This window comes from Ruegeria sp. HU-ET01832 (assembly GCF_040371315.1).
In the GTDB taxonomy this organism is placed as follows: Bacteria; Pseudomonadota; Alphaproteobacteria; order Rhodobacterales; family Rhodobacteraceae; genus Ruegeria; species Ruegeria lacuscaerulensis_A.
In genome coordinates this window covers 203,281-218,784 of sequence record NZ_BAABWL010000005.1, presented here as the reverse complement: position 1 = coordinate 218,784, position 15,504 = coordinate 203,281, and the positions used below count along the sequence as shown (strand labels likewise).

The following is a 15,504-nucleotide window of genomic DNA, read 5'->3' as shown; positions in this document are numbered from 1 at the left end:
AATCAGTCAGATAATGGAAAAAATCATGCTCGACGATATTGACCGGCGTCTTCTGCGTCACTTGCAGGCGGACCCCAGTCTGGCGACTTCGGAATTGGCCGAGCGAAGCCGGATCAGCGCCAGCCTCTGCTGGCGACGTCTGGAAAAAATGCACGAGGCTGGGATAATTCAAGGGCAAGAGGCCGTGATCGACTGGGCCGCGCTTGGATATGCAGTTGAAGTGTCTTTGCGGGTTACTCTGGACAAGACGCAATCCCGCGCCTTTGATGAATTCACTGCGGCAGCGCGAGGTGTGGCAGAGGTCATCGAGATACAGACCTTTCTGGGGCGCGTCGATGTACGGCTCTCGGTTCTGGCACGGGACATGTCGCATTACCAGCAGGTCTATCGGGAACAGATTCTGACGCTGCCGCACATCGCGGATATCGAAGCGCTGATGCATATAGCGCGCGTCAAAAGTGATCTGGTGTTGCCGGTATGATTGAACTGGACGAACTTGACCGCAAAATCCTACGGGCACTGGTGCAGGATGCCGGTCAGAGCGCCGGAGCCCTGGGGCGAAAGCTGGGTCTTTCTCAACCAGCGACGTGGCGCCGCATTAGACGACTGGAGCAGGCCGGTGTGATCAAGGGGCGTCGGCTACGCCTGAACGCCGAAGCCCTTGGGTTCGGGGTTACGGTTTTTCTTGGGGTAAAGCTGGCTCGGAAAGGGCAAATCAGCTTGGAAGACTTCGAACGTGCCGTCAGCGCCATCCCCGAAGTGCAAACGGTCGAGCATGTGCTGGGGCTTTACGACTATCGCCTTAGAGTTGTCGCGCGCGATCTTGCCGATTTCGAACGCGTGCTGCGTCGCCGTATCATGACTCTGCCGGGCGCCGGGGATGTCGAGGCCAACGTTCTGCTCAGCGAAGAAAGGTTGCCGGGTCCGATTGGCTGATCAGTATTTGGTACGGATGCAATAGCCGGGATGATGCGTCATGCGCGCAAAAGTCATCGGTTGACCATCTCGCCATGTCGTACGCTCAAGCTGTATCATTGACGCCCCGGTCGTGGTCCCCATGAATTCGGCAAGGCGACCATCCGCCGAGACGGCGCAAAAGGCGACCTCGGCCTCGGTAAACGGGGCGGCCTTCAACAGCCATTCATGCGGGCCATGCTCATTCAGGTCTGCAAACTCGACCTCTGGTACCGCGGCGATATTGATCCAGCGTTCCTCTAGCTGAAAGGGACGGTTGTCGGCGTAATGCATACAGATCACGTGCAGAACGCGTGCATCGTGAGCCACGCTCATTTGCGATGCCAGCCAACCCGGGCTATCGACCACGTTTCGTTCTACCAGCGAATACCTGTAAGTGGAGTTTTGTCTTTCGACCGTTTGGCGGGCCAGTGAAAACTCCAGTTTGGCATGTTTGCTGGGTTCTTTCTTAACCCGCGTTCCGCTTTTGCGCTTGCGCTCCACAAAGCCTTGATCGGCCAGTTCTCGCAACGCGCGGTTGACGGTCGCGCGCGCGCAGTTGAATTCCTCGGCAAGCTGCGTTTCGGTGGGCAGCAACGCTCCCTGCGGCCAGATGCGGGTTTCGATCCTCCGCTTCACCTCGTCCCGAACAACTTGAAAACTGATCCGCTTAGGCGCCGTCACGTTAGGAAATACCTTTCTTCCGTAAAGTGAATGTATCTGGTCAGAAACACGTATGAGTGTAAAGAGCTGGTGACACTAATTGGCGTCATTTATTGATCTATTGCCACCCGAAAAAGTAAATTTTTTGTTGAAGTTACTGGGTTCCCTTGGGTCAATTTTGAAGGTTACATTGCCGCTGATCCGAACTGGCCCAACTGATTGGTCAGCTGGCTTATTTGAAAGGAACACTCATGGCAGCGCTTTTGGACACAGTTGACCCAGATGGGTTTGAAGAGTTTTCAGTGGTATTCACCGATCGTTCGCTGAACCATATGTCGGCTAAGTTTCAACGGGTCATGCTGGATATTTCTGACATGCTGAGGAACGTCTACAATGCAGATGGTGTGGCTGTCATACCCGGCGGCGGCACCTATGGGATGGAGGCTGTCGCGCGGCAGTTTGCCCGCAACGCCAATGTGGTCGTCGTACGTAACGGCTGGTTCTCGTATCGCTGGAGCCAGATCATCGAGGCCGGAGGGTTGACGGCCTCGGCCACCGTGCTCAAGGCGCGGCAAACCGGGAATTCCAGCCCATCCCCTTTCGCACCTGCACCGATAGACGAGGTTGTGGCGACCATTCGTGATCAACGCCCGGATGTGGTTTTTGCCCCGCATGTGGAAACCTCGGCGGGGGTTATTCTGCCGGACGATTATGTGAAGGCTATGGCTGAGGCGGCGCATGAGGTCGGTGCTTTGATGGTGCTTGATTGCATCGCTTCTGGGTGTGCTTGGGTCGATATGAAAGCGACGGGCGTGGATGTATTGATCTCGGCTCCGCAAAAAGGATGGAGCGCGTCGCCTTGTGCGGGTCTGGTCATGCTGTCAGAGCGCGCCGAGGCGCGACTGGAGGAAACAAGCTCTGACAGTTTTGCCGTGGACCTCAAGAAATGGCGGCAGATCATGCAAGCGTACGAGGCGGGCGGGCACGCCTATCACGCCACCATGCCCACCGATGCGCTGAAGGAATTCCGCGACACTATGGTCGAGACCCGCGACTATGGGTTTGAAAAACTGCGCGAGGCTCAATGGGCACTAGGAAATGGTGTTCGGGCAATGTTGAAGGACAAGGGCATTGTCTCGGTCGCGGCTGATGGGTTCGGAGCGCCGGGCGTTGTTGTCAGCTACACTGACGATGCCGAAGTGCAGAACGGCAAGAAATTTGCGGCTTTGGGGATGCAGATTGCGGCGGGCGTGCCCCTGCAGTGTGATGAGCCCGAGGGGTTCAGTACTTTCCGTCTGGGCTTGTTCGGGCTGGACAAGCTCTATGACGTGGATGGCACGATCGCGCGTTTGAAGCGGGTGCTGGATCAGGTGATCTAGGTGCTGATCAGCGCACACCCAGGCCCATCTGCATAAGCGTCTTGCGCACCGGCGGCAGAGAATAAAGCGCATTCAGTCCCATGGCCCGCGCATCACGCAGCGGCCGTGCCTCGATCATCGAAGTGCGGTTAAGTAGATCAATGCCTTTAACACGCATCTCTATCTCGGCGTGGCGGGACTTGTGATAGGCGTCCAGCATCTGCGCGTCGCCCAGCCCCTCAGGGCGGGCTGTCGCGAGATCCAGCAGGCTGCGCAGATCACCCAGTGACATGTTCAATCCTTGCGCGCCGATGGGCGGCACCACATGGGCGGCCTCGGCCATCAGGGCGATGCGTTCGCCCGACAGACGCTCGGCCGATTGGCTGATGATCGGCCAGATCGTCCGGCGCGAAGCCAGTTTCAACGGTCCGAACAATCCGCACGAACGCTCGGTCATCAGCGCCTCGAACGCGTCGGGATCAGAGTTCAGCAATTCAACTGCGCGCGGCCCGCGCTCCATCCACACAATCGCTGAGGAAGGCTGACCCTGCCAGTCGGGCAGGGGGACCAGCGTGAACGGCCCGCCCGAGCGGTGGATCTCGGTCGAGACATTTTCGTGCGGGACTGGATGCGTGACGGCAAAGGCCAGCGCCTTTTGGCCATAGCGGGTGGTGTGGACACCGATCCCCGCCGCCTCGCGCATGGGGGAGCTGCGCCCGTCTGCGGCGACCACCAGCTTGCATCGGATGCGGCTGCCGTCGCTGAGGCCCACGCGCGCCTCATTGGTGCGAGTGAACAGGCTGAACGTGCCGGTGCCGGGGCGAAAATCTACATTGGGCAACTCGGCCAAACGCGCCACCATCTCGCGCCGCAACAGCCAGTTGGGCAGGTTCCAGCCAAACGGCTGGTCCGAGATATCGGTGGCGTTGAAATCACGCACGACGCGGGGTTCAGGAACGTCCCCGCCCGCGTCCACGATGCGCATGATCTGCAGCGGGGCGGCATGGGCATCCAACCGTGCCCACAGCCCGCATTGATCCAAAAGACCGTGCGCCGGTTGCAGAAAGGCCGTGGTCCGCATGTCGGAGCCATCCACATCGCGTTCCGTCACCGGAGGGGTGGGGTCGACGCAGATCACGTCGAACCCGGCTGTTCCGAACGCCGCCGCAGCGGTCAACCCGGCGATTCCACCGCCGGAAATCAGGATGTCACAGCTATCTGTCATGGGCTTGGCCTCCGTTTGGGCAGAACCTAGTGCGGTTCCACGTGGGGTGCCAAGTGACATCCTGTCTCGTGTCTTACCCGCGTGAAATCAGGATGAGGATCAGGAACATCACCGGCACCATCATCACGGCAGGGATGTAGAGACCCGGCAGGCCGAATAGCAGGATGGAACACCCCCACATGCTGAAGATCGCCAGGGCTGTATAACCCCAATCGTCGCCGTCGCTCTGGGCGACGTCCTTGGCCATCCAGCCAAACAGGGGAATAGCAAACAACAGGCGCTGCCAGATGGGCAGGCGCCGAGGGGCCTCGATCGCGCTCATGGGTTTCTCCGATTCTGTTCGTCGCTGAGGCGCATATAGGGGCGATGCTGCACCCGCGAAATCCACAGATGGTCGCAGTGTGACAGCCTATCGCAGGCGGGCCAGAAATGACGTCAGGTCGTCGGTGTGGTGGTGGATGTGATCGGCCCTGTGCGGCTCGGGCGCGACGTGGACAGTGCGCATTCCCATCGCGTGCGGCGCGGCCAGATTGCGTGGGTCATCTTCGAACATGGCGGCTTGCTTGGCGTCGATTCCGTCTTGGGCAAAAATCGCCTCGAACGCGGCCTGTTCGGGTTTGGGGCGATAGCCCGCGTGTTCGACCCCGTAGATCGCATCGAACAATCCGCTGAGGCCGCGCGCTGCCAAAACGCGCTCGGCATAAGGTGCGCTACCGTTGGTATAGACGATCCGGCGGCCGGGCAGGGACCGAATGTGATCAGCCAGCTCGGCGTCGGGGTCCATATGGCTTAGGTCAACTTGATGAACCGCGTGCAGATAAGGGTCGGGGTCCAGATCATGCTCGGCCATCAACCCGGCCAGCGTGGTGCCATATGCGCGCCAGTAGTGCGACCGCAGCCGATCCGCCTCAGCCCGGTCGACGCCGATGGCCTGCACCACGTAGTCGGTCATCAGCACCTCGATCTGATCGAACAGGCGCATGTGAGGCGGGTAAAGCGTATTGTCCAGATCGAACACCCATTGGGTGACGTGGGAAAAGGCGGGTTTGACCATGGGGTTGGGTTTAGGGCGTGGCGAGTTGGTTTTCAATGCCGCACTTGATCCGAAGGGCCGGAGGCGGATAGACATGTCCGAACCAGGAGATGAACCACCCGATGCCACAATCCAGACAGCCGTCCAAAGACGCCTATAGCCTGATACTCGAAGCGATTGATGTGGGCGTTTACAAGCCTGGCGACCGGCTGGTCGAAAGCGAGCTTGCCGAACGGTTTGGCGTGTCGCGCACCCCCATCCGTGAGGCATTGCAGCGGCTAGAGACGCAATCGCTATTGGAACGGGACGGGCGTTCGCTGATCGTAGCTTCGCTGGACCATAACCAGATGGCTGAACTTTATGTGGTGCGACGCGAGTTGGAAGGGCTGGCCGCAAGCCTGGCCGCCAAGCATGCGACCGAAGAGGAAATCCGGGTACTACAGGATATGGTCGCCGCCGATGATGCGCTGGTCGATGACCCCACCGCGCTGTCGCGCGCCAACCGTCGGTTTCATGAGCAGATCCATTTGGCCTCGCATAACCGCTATCTGGTGCAGCAGTTGGACCTGGTGCATCGCACTATGGCGTTGATGGCAACGACCTCGCTGGCTGTTCGCGGGCGCGGAGAGATTGCCCAAAGTGAACACAAGGCAATCGTCGAGGCTATCGCTGCACGCGACGAAGAGGCTGCCGCACGCGCGTTGAAAGAACATATCTCGGTCGCCTTCATGACTCGTCTGAAACAGGATGCCGTTCGGCGCGAAGCCTAAGCATCAGGGCAGTTTCACGTCTTCTCCGGCCTGTCCGTGCTGTGTTTTGTCCCAGAAGAAAGGGTTGCTGACCAACTCCCACAGGGCTTTGTAGGCCGCCAGAACGCCCAGCGGAAAATACAGGGGCATGGTGGGAACCCAGGGCAGCAGAAAACGTCTTTCCTTGGCTGCTACAGCCAGAATTCCGACGACCAGATTGGTGATCTCGGCGGCGACGAAAAGACAAATAAGACCGAAAATGACATTGTTTGACAGGATCTGATCCAGCGGGCCGGGCTGACCCAGGGTTGTCAGCCAGAACAACCACAGGACCGGGGCCAGTAGAAACTGTCCGACTGTACCCAGAAAGAACGCCTGCACGCCCAGAAACCGTTTTAACCCCAGATCATTAAGCAGGCGCAACGGCGCGCGCATGTGCACAAGATAAGTGACCATGAACCCCTTGAGCCAACGCGACCTTTGCTTGACCCAGGGCCAGGCGCGGAAATTCGCTTCTTCAAACGTGGTGGTGTCGACCATCTCGGTCCGGTATCCAGCGCGGCTGAGCCTTACCCCAAGGTCGGCATCCTCGGTGACGTTATGCGCGTCCCACCCACCCAGTTCGACCAGCTTGTCGCGTCGAAAGAAAAAGGTTGTGCCCCCCAACGGAACGACCAGACCCATACGGGCAATCCCTGGCAATATGACGCGGAACCAACTGCTGTATTCGATCGTAAAACAGCGCGAGCGCCAGTTTGTTCTGGGATTGTAATAATCCAGGACGCCCTGAAGGCAGACTACGTCCTCGTCCACGCGCGCGAATGTGGAAACGACGCGTTCAAGTTGATCGGGCTGCGGTGCATCTTCGGCATCCCAAACCCCCAAGATATCACCTCTGCAAAAATCCAGCGCGTAGTTCATGGCGCGAGGCTTTGTCGTCAGCCCGTTCAACGCGGGGACTTCAACTATCCGGATCCAACTGGGCAGGTCGACACTGGAAAGCGCAGTACGCGTGACCTCGTCGGGTTCCTCTAGCACAAGAATGACGTCCAGCAGCGCTTTGGGATAGGTCAGACGATGCAACCGTCTGATCAGAGCGTTCGCGATTTCGCGCTCCTTGTACAGAGGGACTAGGATCGATACACAAGGCCGTTTGCCAACTGACGTATGTTTGTCGTCAATGTCGTGGTCGTTTTGAGGTTTCGTTAGAAAGGCTATCAATCCCGCGACGCGAAGCACCATGAACAAGATTAGCGAGAGCGTCGCTAAGGTGACTAGAAGTGCTAATCCACTAGCGGGGAAGACTGTGAACAGGAACGCAATGGTGATCACGCCGACAACAGGCCTCATCCGCGCGTTTAACGTCCATGAACGGCAGCTTTGTTCAGCGGGGACACGAACCTCTGCGGCTTGTGCAAGGTGGCATGAATGTACACGAGCGATTTCCCGGTCAATGTGTTCGGTCGGCGCTAGGACAGGTATTACGGTGTAATCTGTGTTTTTGAATGCGGCGCGTACCGTATCAAAATGGTCGGGCCGAGATGTCGCTATCAAAAGGATCGGACCAACGTGTTTCCATGGGACGACATTGTTCTGTAGCCAGAAATCCACGGGTTTCAGGCGGCACGCGTCACTTTCCGCGGGAAAAAGATCCAAATCCGCGATTTGCAGCCCGGACTGTTCCGCCAGTGCATGTAGGACATCCTGCCTGTCCACCCAACCTTCGCCAACCAGTATTTCGCCCAGTGGAGCGTTCTGCCGGGTCTGAAGGTGCAACGCTTTTTCCAACTGATTGTGGGTAATCAACCCACGATCCAACAGGCAGGCGCCCAAGGGTTTCCTGACCTTTGGCGGTATCGGTCTTGCCCGCGCAAAATGCTGCCCGTTCAGTGCGACCATGAAAAAACCCTGACACGTTTGACCGCTGTCAGGGTTCATCTATTAAGGTTAACAACCGGTTAACCTTGTTCAATGCAATCTTATGCTTGCGCTTTTTTGTCCGCCATTGCCGTGGCGAAGCGTTCGAACAGGTAAAAGCTGTCCTGCGGCCCAGGCGAGGCTTCGGGGTGGTATTGCACCGAGTAGACAGGCCGGTTGGTCATGCGGATACCACAGTTGGAGCCGTCGAACAGCGAGCGATGCGTTTCAACCACGCCCTCTGGCAGTGTCTGCGCGTCGACAGCAAAGCCGTGGTTCATCGAGGTAATCTCGACCTTGCCGGTTTCCAAATCCTTGACCGGGTGGTTTGCGCCGTGGTGGCCGTGGTTCATTTTGACCGTTTCACCGCCCAGTGCGAGGGCCAGCATCTGGTGACCCAGGCAAATGCCGAAAACAGGCAGATCTGTGGTGTCCAGAACCTCTTTGATCATTGGTACGGCATATTCGCCCGTCGCTGCCGGATCGCCTGGGCCATTGGACAGGAACACACCGTCAGGATTGTGGGCCAGTACTTCGGCAGCAGTGGCTGTAGCGGGCAAAACAGTCACGTCACAACCGGCCGAGGCCAGACACCGCAGGATGTTGCGCTTGGCACCAAAATCCAGCGCTACGACCTTATGGGCAGGCGCTTCTTGCCGTGTGTAGCCATCGGGCCAAGCCCAACGCATTTCGTCCCAACGATAGCTTTGGGCGCAGGTGACATCTTTGGCCAAGTCCATGCCTTCCAGCCCGGCAAAGCCACGGGCAGCAGAGACTAGTGCTTCAATATCGAAATTGCCGTCGGGATCATGCGCCAACGCAACATGAGGGGCGCCTTGCTGCCGGATTGCGCGGGTCAGGCGGCGGGTATCTACGCCACCGATTGCGATGCGTCCACGGCGCGCCAACCATGTCTTCAACTCTTCCGCCGAACGCCAGTTCGATGGTTCGGTCGGATCCCATTTTACCACCATGCCAGCGGCGACAGGATCGCCGGTTTCGTCATCCTCGGGGTTCACGCCGACATTGCCGATATGCGGGAAGGTGAAGGTTACGACCTGACCTGCGTAAGATGGGTCGGTCATGATCTCCTGATACCCGGTCATGGCTGTGTTAAAGCACAGCTCAGCCACGGTTTGACCTGTGGCACCGAAACCCATCCCGTAGAACAGTGTTCCGTCGGCCAAAGCCAGACATGCGGTGGGCTTGGACTGGGCGTTCTGGGCCATGGCGCGACTCTCCTGCAAGGTAAACCGGCGCATACCTAAGAGGGTTAAGCGCTTGGGTCAAGCCTGTTCAAATTTTGGGCTATATATAAAAATCAATAACTTAGCGATATTCACCCCCTGTTGTATCACGCTTTTTGTTTCGATATGGTCGGGGTTCCTTTTCCATGGGGATGGACAGATCATATGGATATGCGATCACGGGTGAACTCTGCCCTGAAGCAAGCAATGAAAGACAAGGAGGCCGAGCGTCTGTCGACGCTGCGGCTTATCAATGCTGCAATCAAGGACCGCGATATTGCATCGCGCGCCTCGGACAACGAAGAGGTCAAGGGCTGCGGTGATGCCGAGGTTCTTGAAATCCTTGGGAAAATGACCAAGCAGCGCAAGGAAAGCGCCCGTGCCTATGAAGAGGGTGGGCGGCTAGACCTGGCTGAACGTGAACTGCGTGAGGTTGAGGTCATCGAAGAATTCCTGCCCAAGCAGTTGGATGATGATGAGGTCTCTCAGGCGATTCAGACGGCGATCACGACCACAGGTGCTGGCTCGATCCGGGACATGGGTAAGGTGATGGGCGAGCTCAAGACGCGTTACACCGGCCAGATGGATTTCGGAAAGGTCGGACCGATGGTCAAAGACCATCTTTGTGCGGCATCAAGCAACGGCTGCTGATCTTTTTCTGGCATAAGCAACAATTACTGCGCGACAGGTTCGCGCAGTTTTTGCGTCAGATCACCGTACAACGCTATGCGCTCTTCTTCTGAGAGAAACGCGCCGATTTCCACTTCTCTACCGTCGCCTGTCAGGGTTACGTAGTTCGGAACCGGGCCGCCGTGTTTGTGCATCTCTGGTCGGGCCCAATACCGGTTGCAAACCCATTCCTGCTGGCCGGTGCGGGGGTTGTGGTGCACAAGACGCGCCTGAGTTCCCGTCAGAGTGAACACTTCGAACACACTGCGAGATCTGTAGTTCGCCTGAATAGCCAGCCAAAGCCCCAAAACCGTCATCAATAGGAACGGCAACAAGCCCCACAGCACCGCTGAACCAAGCACAGCCATCAGCGGAAGCAGTCCGAATATAAAAAGCGAAAACACGACTCGGATCGCCCAGCGAGGCGGCAGAGAGTTATGCGGCCAAAGTCGAAGCTCTTGTTCGGTATTTGAGGTTTGATTCCACTGGTAAGGCATAGATTGAAAATAGCGCGACAGCTTTTGGTGTCGACGGAAAATGCTCAGGTCACGTGCCCGACGCGGGCCCATGACAAAGCGTCGTCCAGGCGATCATCACCCCAGAAAACCTCACCGCGGACAACGAGGCTTGGGGCACCGAAAATGCCGAGCCTAAGGGCCTGATCCGTTTCAACCTCTAGCGCGGACACGATGTCCGGACTGCGCGCACGGGCCAGAACGATGCGAGGATCCTGCTGGCATCTGTGCAGGGCTTCGGTCATTGCGGCTTCGCTGCCAGCTTCGATGCCGTCCTCGAACCAGATACGGTAGATGTTCTGTGCAAAGGACTTACCCCAACCATCACGCATTCCCAGCAACGTAACCTGATTGGCCAGCGCCAGATCGGACACGGGATAGGGCGCGGGCAGGTTGGCATGCAAACGATACTTGGCTGCACGACGCTCGATATCGCGCCACATATAGGCGGATTTTGCAGGTTTCCCGGCGAAGGGGATGTTCTTCTGTTCGGACATAATGGCGCGTACATTGAATGGACGCCAATTGACTGTTGTGTTGTTTTCAACGCACCAGTCATCCATCCGCATGATGGTTAGAAAGCTATATGTACTGCCTATCGAAAACCAGAAATCAATCTTGGACATTGGATTCCTCCGGACCTGTTGGATAAGGAGTTGCCCCTAGAATAGCCTGTCGTGCAGGTTCTGGCGAATATTCTGAAAACGAGGGAATGCAAAATGAAAAGCCCCGCCAATTTGGCGGGGCTTTCTTTAGATCTTATGGGATCAGTGGGCGTGGCCCTTGTCCCAGTCTTCCTGCTTCGGCAGCTGCTCGAACGTGTGTTCGGGCGGCGGGGTGGGCAGGGTCCATTCCAGCGTATCCGCATATTCGTTCCACGGGTTGTTCCGCGTTTCCTTAGCGCCACGGAACAGGGCGTAGAACACGATGCCGAAGAACAGCAGGAACGAGGCGAACGAGATGAACGCACCAATCGACGATACAAAGTTCCACTGGGCGAATGCCTCGGGATAGTCGATATAGCGACGCGGCATGCCCTGACGACCCAGGAAGTGCTGCGGGAAGAACGTCAGATTAGCGCCGATGAAGAACATCCAGAAGTGGATCTTGCCCCAAAACTCGGAATACTGACGACCGGTCATCTTGCTGAAGTAGAAGTACACGCCTGCAAAGATCGCGAACACGGCCCCCAGCGACATCACGTAGTGGAAGTGAGCAACCACGTAGTAGGTGTCGTGATAGGCGCGGTCGATACCGGCCTGCGACAGAACCACACCAGTCACACCGCCGACGGTGAACAGGAACAGGAAGCCAAACGCGAACAGCATCGGTGTCTTGAACTCGATGGAACCGCCCCACATGGTCGCAATCCACGAGAAGACCTTAACGCCTGTCGGAACCGCGATGACCATCGTGGCCAACATGAAGTAGGCCTGCTGACGCAGCGACATGCCGACGGTGTACATGTGGTGCGCCCACACGACAAAGCCCAGAACACCGATCGCGATAATCGCCCAGACCATCGGCAGATAGCCGAAGATCGGTTTGCGCGCGAAGGTCGCAATCACGTGGCTGATGATGCCGAAACCGGGCAGGATCACGATATACACCTCCGGGTGGCCGAAGAACCACAGAATGTGCTGATACAGGATCGGATCGCCGCCACCGGCCGGATCAAAGAAGGTGAAGCCAAAGTTGCGGTCCATCAGCAGCATGGTGATCGCGCCTGCCAGAACCGGCAGGGACAACAGAATCAGCCACGAGGTGACGAAGATCGACCAGCTGAACAGCGGCACCTTGAATAGGGTCATGCCCGGAGCACGCATGTTCAGGAAGGTGGTGATCATGTTGATCGCGCCGAGGATCGAGGAGGCGCCCGATACGTGTACGGCAAAGATCGCAAGGTCCATGGACATGCCGCCTTCGGTCGTGGACAGCGGCGGGTAAAGAACCCAGCCAACACCGGAACCGAGCTGATCGTTACCACCGGGGCTGAGCAGCGAAGCCACACCCAGCGATGTACCGGCGACGTACAGCCAGAAGGACAGGTTGTTCATCCGCGGGAACGCCATATCAGGCGCGCCGATCTGCAACGGCATGAAATAGTTGCCAAATCCGCCGAACAGGGCCGGGATGACTACGAAGAACATCATCAGAACACCATGGTAGGTGATCATCACGTTCCACAGGTGACCATTCGGGGTGCACGGATCAGCCATGAACCCTTCGAGGCACATATACTGCACACCGGGGTGCATCAGCTCGAGCCGCATATAGACAGTCATCAAAACCGAAATCAAACCGGCCAAAGCCGAGAAGATCAGGTAAAGAATACCGATATCCTTGTGGTTGGTCGACATGAACCAGCGCTGGAAAAAGCTGCGCTCGTCTTCATGATCATGACCATGAATGGCTGCGTCTGCCATTAGGTGCCTCCTGTTACAATTCTACCGCGCAGCCGAAAGTCTCCGACGCGCGGGATTCCTGCTGGTTTTAGATTGCGAATGGGGTGCCTTCAATGGTCGAGTTTGATCTGGATCAAGAATAATTGTCGCGGGTCGCGGGGCCACTCGCTTATTTTCGACCAAAATCAGCTGATAGCTGGGTATCGCGTCAGGATTTTCAAGGGCTCGGCCTTGGGTTTCAATTCGTCGCTTGACCCCGGCTGGGGGGCACAGCAGAACTGGTGTCGATATCGCGCTTGGAGAACAAACATGACCGCCTACGATACCGACAACATCTTCGCCAAGATCTTGCGTGGGGAAATCCCTTCGACACGTGTGTACGAGGATGACGAGAGTTTGGCGTTCATGGATATTATGCCTCGGTCTGACGGGCATTTGCTGGTGATCCCAAAAACTCCGTGCCGCAATCTTCTTGACGCGACGCCTCAGCAGCTGGCGGCAGTCATCGCAACAGTTCAAAAGCTATCGAAAGCTGTGATGAACGCATTTGAGGCTGATGGCGTCACCGTACAGCAGTTCAACGAAGCCGCCGGAGGGCAGGAAGTCTTTCACCTGCATTTCCACGTTCTGCCACGTCACGAAGCCGTGCCGTTGCGTGCGCCGGGAAAAATGGGGGATTTCGATCTGATCGCTCAGCATGCCGAAAAGATCAAAGCCGCATTGGGTCAATAAATCGACCGAGCAACTACAAGCGTCTGACCGTAGAACAAAACCGTCACTGGAATAGAATTGCCGTTCCGATTTGGGGTCGGAACGGCAGACTCGTTAACAAGAACTTTTCCGATGCACTGGGGGCTTCCGGTGCTGACCGGTTAACACACCACTCACTCTAGAACGGTGAATACATCTTACTCTTGAAACGGTCTCGTGTATTCATTTGAGTGGTTTTTGGGTAAATTTTAGCTTTTGCACCGGGCTACGCCCTAAAGATCAAACCTCTTTTGGAAACAGTGACGCTGTCACGAAACGAATTGTTCGTGATCTCCCCGAGTGTTGCGCGATTCGGGTCTCTATGGGATTGGCGCGATCGGCTCGAACACGCGAGCAAAGGTTTTTTGCAGCGCAATGTCCACGTCAGCTGTTGTAACGGGCAGCCCTAGATCGACCAGCGAGGTGACGCCGTGTTCACTGATGCCGCAGGGAACGATGCCTGAGAAGTGTTCGAGGTCGGGTTCGACGTTAATCGAAATACCGTGAAAGCTAACCCATTTGCGCAGGCGCAACCCAATGGCGGCAACCTTATCTTCGGCAGGTTGACCAGTCGGGGTCAGCGGTTTGTCATCCCGACGCACCCAGACACCAACACGCCCGTCGCGGATTTCACCGGTGACATTAAACTCGGCCAAGGACGCGATAACCCATTCCTCAAGTTGCTTTACAAAGCGCCGCACGTCCTTGCCGCGCTTGTTCAGGTCAAGCATCACATAAGCAACCCGTTGGCCAGGGCCATGATAGGTATATTCGCCGCCCCGCTTTGCCTCGTAGACAGGGAACCGGTCGGGATCGGTCAGATCACTTGCTTTGGCCGAGGTGCCAGCCGTGTAAAGCGGCGGGTGTTCCAGAAGCCAGATACACTCATCCGCGTCGCCGGCTGCGATAGCCGCAACGCGCTTTTCCATAAAGGACAAAGCTTCGTCATAGTCGGTCAAACCGTCTGTGATCTTCCATTTCATGAGGGCCTCATACCCCGCAGACGAAGCGTTGAAAAGAGGTCAGGCGGCCTCGGTCAGGCACCGCTGTAGTACTTGGGAATAGGTCTCGGAGCCCTGAGCGCCTGTTAGCAAGTATTTGCCCCCAAAGACCATGGATGGCACGCCCGAGATTCCACGACTGGTCCAAAACTGCTGCTTTTCGCGTACCGGCCCTACATGCGCACCCGATGCAAGCGCTGCCTGTGCTGCGTCACGATCCAACCCTGCAGCTTGCACCGCATTCAGCAGTACCTCGGTGTCTGATACATCCAGGCCATCCGTGAAATAAGTTTTGAACAGCGTTAGTTTCAGCGGGTGTTGTTTGCCCTGTGACTCAGCCCAATCCAACAGTTGGTGGGCTGCGAATGTGTTAACGATCCGGCTGTCGTCGTTGAAGTTAAAGGTAAAGCCAAGTTCGCCCCCGATTTGAACCAAGCGCTCGCGGGCCTGTTGGCTTTGTTCCGCCGTCGAGCCGTATTTCTCTGTTATGTGCTCGCGCAGGTTTTGGCCCTCGGGTGGCATATTCGGGTTTAACTCGAACGGGTGCCACCGGAGGCGTGCCAGAACGTTTTCCTGCTGTAACGCGATGTCCAATTGCCGAAATCCCACGATGCACCAGGGGCAGACCACATCTGATACGATATCCACCTGAATGACGGGGCGTGGGTCTGGTGTGGTCATGTCGGAGGGCTCCTGTTCAGGGCGGTAAGCAAAGAATTCACCGGTACAGATATGAGCAGAAAAAAGGAATTCAATCCGGCGTGTTTTTGAGTCTTCACATCCCGTTCCGCAACGTCTATACGCCCCTCTACCAAGTCACATACATTGCGGTCGTGGCGGAATTGGTAGACGCGCAGCGTTGAGGTCGCTGTGGGGTAACACCCGTGGAAGTTCGAGTCTTCTCGACCGCACCATCTCCCACTCAGATGTAAGTCGTTTCTTAAGGAAATCTTGTGTAGAGATGCACCAGTTCGGACCGGACTGTTCAAACCTCTATTTCCTGTCTCGCCCGTGCGGT

General features: G+C 57.0%; 17 protein-coding genes and 1 tRNA gene. 7 read left to right on the top strand and 11 right to left on the bottom strand.

All coding sequences use genetic code 11. The features are described 5' to 3' along the window. Positions 1–25: 25 nt before the first annotated feature. Positions 26–481 (top strand): Lrp/AsnC family transcriptional regulator, encoded by a 456-nt coding sequence (locus tag ABWV79_RS16135; protein ID WP_170352809.1) that lies wholly within the window; start codon positions 26–28, stop codon positions 479–481. Then, positions 478–936, top strand: a complete 459-nt coding sequence (locus ABWV79_RS16130; RefSeq protein ID WP_170352810.1) for an Lrp/AsnC family transcriptional regulator — start codon at positions 478–480, stop codon at positions 934–936. Before ABWV79_RS16135 ends, ABWV79_RS16130 begins: the two co-directional genes overlap by 4 nt. Here the strand turns inward: ABWV79_RS16130 and hutC are convergent, their stop codons facing one another. Further along, on the bottom strand, positions 937–1,638 hold the full coding sequence (gene hutC / locus ABWV79_RS16125; protein WP_170352811.1) for a histidine utilization transcriptional repressor HutC: 702 nt from the start codon (positions 1,636–1,638) through the stop codon (positions 937–939). It lies immediately after the preceding gene. Between the two features lie 230 nt (positions 1,639–1,868). Here hutC and ABWV79_RS16120 point away from each other — a divergent pair, with 230 nt between their 5' ends. Then, positions 1,869–2,996: an aminotransferase class V-fold PLP-dependent enzyme gene (locus tag ABWV79_RS16120; RefSeq protein ID WP_353393189.1), complete on the top strand. Its 1,128-nt coding sequence runs from the start codon at positions 1,869–1,871 to the stop codon at positions 2,994–2,996. 7 nt (positions 2,997–3,003) lie between these two features. On the opposite strand, the gene ABWV79_RS16115 is transcribed toward ABWV79_RS16120, so the two are convergent. From ABWV79_RS16115 to ABWV79_RS16105, 3 genes are all read right to left on the bottom strand, one after another. Continuing rightward, entirely contained in the window at positions 3,004–4,200 is a 1,197-nt protein-coding gene (locus ABWV79_RS16115) for a UbiH/UbiF family hydroxylase (RefSeq protein ID WP_353393187.1), read from the bottom strand. A gap of 73 nt (positions 4,201–4,273) precedes the next feature. After that, positions 4,274–4,522, bottom strand: coding sequence for a hypothetical protein (locus tag ABWV79_RS16110; protein WP_170352814.1), 249 nt, complete (start codon positions 4,520–4,522; stop codon positions 4,274–4,276). A gap of 87 nt (positions 4,523–4,609) precedes the next feature. Continuing rightward, positions 4,610–5,254, bottom strand: a complete 645-nt coding sequence (locus ABWV79_RS16105) for a pyrimidine 5'-nucleotidase (RefSeq protein WP_353393446.1) — start codon at positions 5,252–5,254, stop codon at positions 4,610–4,612. A 101-nt stretch (positions 5,255–5,355) separates the two neighbouring features. On the opposite strand from ABWV79_RS16105, the gene ABWV79_RS16100 reads away from it, so the two are divergent. After that, positions 5,356–6,003, top strand: a complete 648-nt coding sequence (locus ABWV79_RS16100) for a GntR family transcriptional regulator (protein ID WP_170352816.1) — start codon at positions 5,356–5,358, stop codon at positions 6,001–6,003. Positions 6,004–6,006: 3 nt separating this feature from the next. Here the strand turns inward: ABWV79_RS16100 and ABWV79_RS16095 are convergent, their stop codons facing one another. Both ABWV79_RS16095 and carA read right to left on the bottom strand, forming a co-directional pair. Continuing rightward, positions 6,007–7,881: a glycosyltransferase gene (locus ABWV79_RS16095; RefSeq protein WP_353393184.1), complete on the bottom strand. Its 1,875-nt coding sequence runs from the start codon at positions 7,879–7,881 to the stop codon at positions 6,007–6,009. An 80-nt stretch (positions 7,882–7,961) separates the two neighbouring features. Next, positions 7,962–9,128 (bottom strand): glutamine-hydrolyzing carbamoyl-phosphate synthase small subunit, encoded by a 1,167-nt coding sequence (gene carA, locus ABWV79_RS16090; protein ID WP_353393182.1) that lies wholly within the window; start codon positions 9,126–9,128, stop codon positions 7,962–7,964. Positions 9,129–9,311: 183 nt separating this feature from the next. Here carA and ABWV79_RS16085 point away from each other — a divergent pair, with 183 nt between their 5' ends. Further along, a complete protein-coding gene (locus tag ABWV79_RS16085; protein WP_170352819.1) occupies positions 9,312–9,797 on the top strand; it encodes a GatB/YqeY domain-containing protein in 486 nt (161 codons plus the stop codon). Between the two features lie 23 nt (positions 9,798–9,820). Here ABWV79_RS16085 and ABWV79_RS16080 read toward each other — a convergent pair whose 3' ends face one another. From ABWV79_RS16080 to ctaD, 3 genes are all read right to left on the bottom strand, one after another. After that, complete coding sequence (locus ABWV79_RS16080) at positions 9,821–10,312, bottom strand: DUF2244 domain-containing protein (protein WP_353393444.1); 492 nt, start codon at positions 10,310–10,312, stop codon at positions 9,821–9,823. A gap of 44 nt (positions 10,313–10,356) precedes the next feature. Further along, positions 10,357–10,956 (bottom strand): 2-hydroxychromene-2-carboxylate isomerase, encoded by a 600-nt coding sequence (locus ABWV79_RS16075; protein ID WP_170352821.1) that lies wholly within the window; start codon positions 10,954–10,956, stop codon positions 10,357–10,359. Positions 10,957–11,097: 141 nt separating this feature from the next. Beyond that, positions 11,098–12,756 (bottom strand): cytochrome c oxidase subunit I, encoded by a 1,659-nt coding sequence (gene ctaD, locus ABWV79_RS16070; RefSeq protein WP_170352822.1) that lies wholly within the window; start codon positions 12,754–12,756, stop codon positions 11,098–11,100. Between the two features lie 288 nt (positions 12,757–13,044). On the opposite strand from ctaD, the gene ABWV79_RS16065 reads away from it, so the two are divergent. Next, positions 13,045–13,467: an HIT family protein gene (locus ABWV79_RS16065; protein ID WP_170352823.1), complete on the top strand. Its 423-nt coding sequence runs from the start codon at positions 13,045–13,047 to the stop codon at positions 13,465–13,467. A gap of 338 nt (positions 13,468–13,805) precedes the next feature. On the opposite strand, the gene lipB is transcribed toward ABWV79_RS16065, so the two are convergent. Together lipB and ABWV79_RS16055 are read right to left on the bottom strand one after the other, a co-directional pair. Continuing rightward, positions 13,806–14,468: a lipoyl(octanoyl) transferase LipB gene (gene lipB / locus ABWV79_RS16060; protein WP_353393179.1), complete on the bottom strand. Its 663-nt coding sequence runs from the start codon at positions 14,466–14,468 to the stop codon at positions 13,806–13,808. Positions 14,469–14,507: 39 nt separating this feature from the next. Then, positions 14,508–15,167, bottom strand: coding sequence for a DsbA family oxidoreductase (locus ABWV79_RS16055; RefSeq protein WP_353393177.1), 660 nt, complete (start codon positions 15,165–15,167; stop codon positions 14,508–14,510). A gap of 146 nt (positions 15,168–15,313) precedes the next feature. Here ABWV79_RS16055 and ABWV79_RS16050 point away from each other — a divergent pair. Next, a tRNA-Leu gene (locus tag ABWV79_RS16050) sits at positions 15,314–15,400 on the top strand. Positions 15,401–15,504 lie beyond the last annotated feature (104 nt).

What these genes read in the sequence shown, in the direction of transcription:
- ABWV79_RS16135 (WP_170352809.1), top strand. Translation starts at nt 26, where the DNA reads ATGCTCGACGATATTGACCGGCGTCTTCTGCGTCACTTGCAGGCGGAC.
- ABWV79_RS16130 (WP_170352810.1), top strand. Translation starts at nt 478, where the DNA reads ATGATTGAACTGGACGAACTTGACCGCAAAATCCTACGGGCACTGGTG.
- ABWV79_RS16120 (WP_353393189.1), top strand. Translation starts at nt 1,869, where the DNA reads ATGGCAGCGCTTTTGGACACAGTTGACCCAGATGGGTTTGAAGAGTTT.
- ABWV79_RS16115 (WP_353393187.1), bottom strand. Translation starts at nt 4,200, where the DNA reads ATGACAGATAGCTGTGACATCCTGATTTCCGGCGGTGGAATCGCCGGG.
- ABWV79_RS16110 (WP_170352814.1), bottom strand. Translation starts at nt 4,522, where the DNA reads ATGAGCGCGATCGAGGCCCCTCGGCGCCTGCCCATCTGGCAGCGCCTG.
- ABWV79_RS16105 (WP_353393446.1), bottom strand. Translation starts at nt 5,254, where the DNA reads ATGGTCAAACCCGCCTTTTCCCACGTCACCCAATGGGTGTTCGATCTG.
- ABWV79_RS16100 (WP_170352816.1), top strand. Translation starts at nt 5,356, where the DNA reads ATGCCACAATCCAGACAGCCGTCCAAAGACGCCTATAGCCTGATACTC.
- ABWV79_RS16095 (WP_353393184.1), bottom strand. Translation starts at nt 7,881, where the DNA reads ATGGTCGCACTGAACGGGCAGCATTTTGCGCGGGCAAGACCGATACCG.
- carA (WP_353393182.1), bottom strand. Translation starts at nt 9,128, where the DNA reads ATGGCCCAGAACGCCCAGTCCAAGCCCACCGCATGTCTGGCTTTGGCC.
- ABWV79_RS16085 (WP_170352819.1), top strand. Translation starts at nt 9,312, where the DNA reads ATGGATATGCGATCACGGGTGAACTCTGCCCTGAAGCAAGCAATGAAA.
- ABWV79_RS16080 (WP_353393444.1), bottom strand. Translation starts at nt 10,312, where the DNA reads ATGCCTTACCAGTGGAATCAAACCTCAAATACCGAACAAGAGCTTCGA.
- ABWV79_RS16075 (WP_170352821.1), bottom strand. Translation starts at nt 10,956, where the DNA reads ATGTCCAAGATTGATTTCTGGTTTTCGATAGGCAGTACATATAGCTTT.
- ctaD (WP_170352822.1), bottom strand. Translation starts at nt 12,756, where the DNA reads ATGGCAGACGCAGCCATTCATGGTCATGATCATGAAGACGAGCGCAGC.
- ABWV79_RS16065 (WP_170352823.1), top strand. Translation starts at nt 13,045, where the DNA reads ATGACCGCCTACGATACCGACAACATCTTCGCCAAGATCTTGCGTGGG.
- lipB (WP_353393179.1), bottom strand. Translation starts at nt 14,468, where the DNA reads ATGAAATGGAAGATCACAGACGGTTTGACCGACTATGACGAAGCTTTG.
- ABWV79_RS16055 (WP_353393177.1), bottom strand. Translation starts at nt 15,167, where the DNA reads ATGACCACACCAGACCCACGCCCCGTCATTCAGGTGGATATCGTATCA.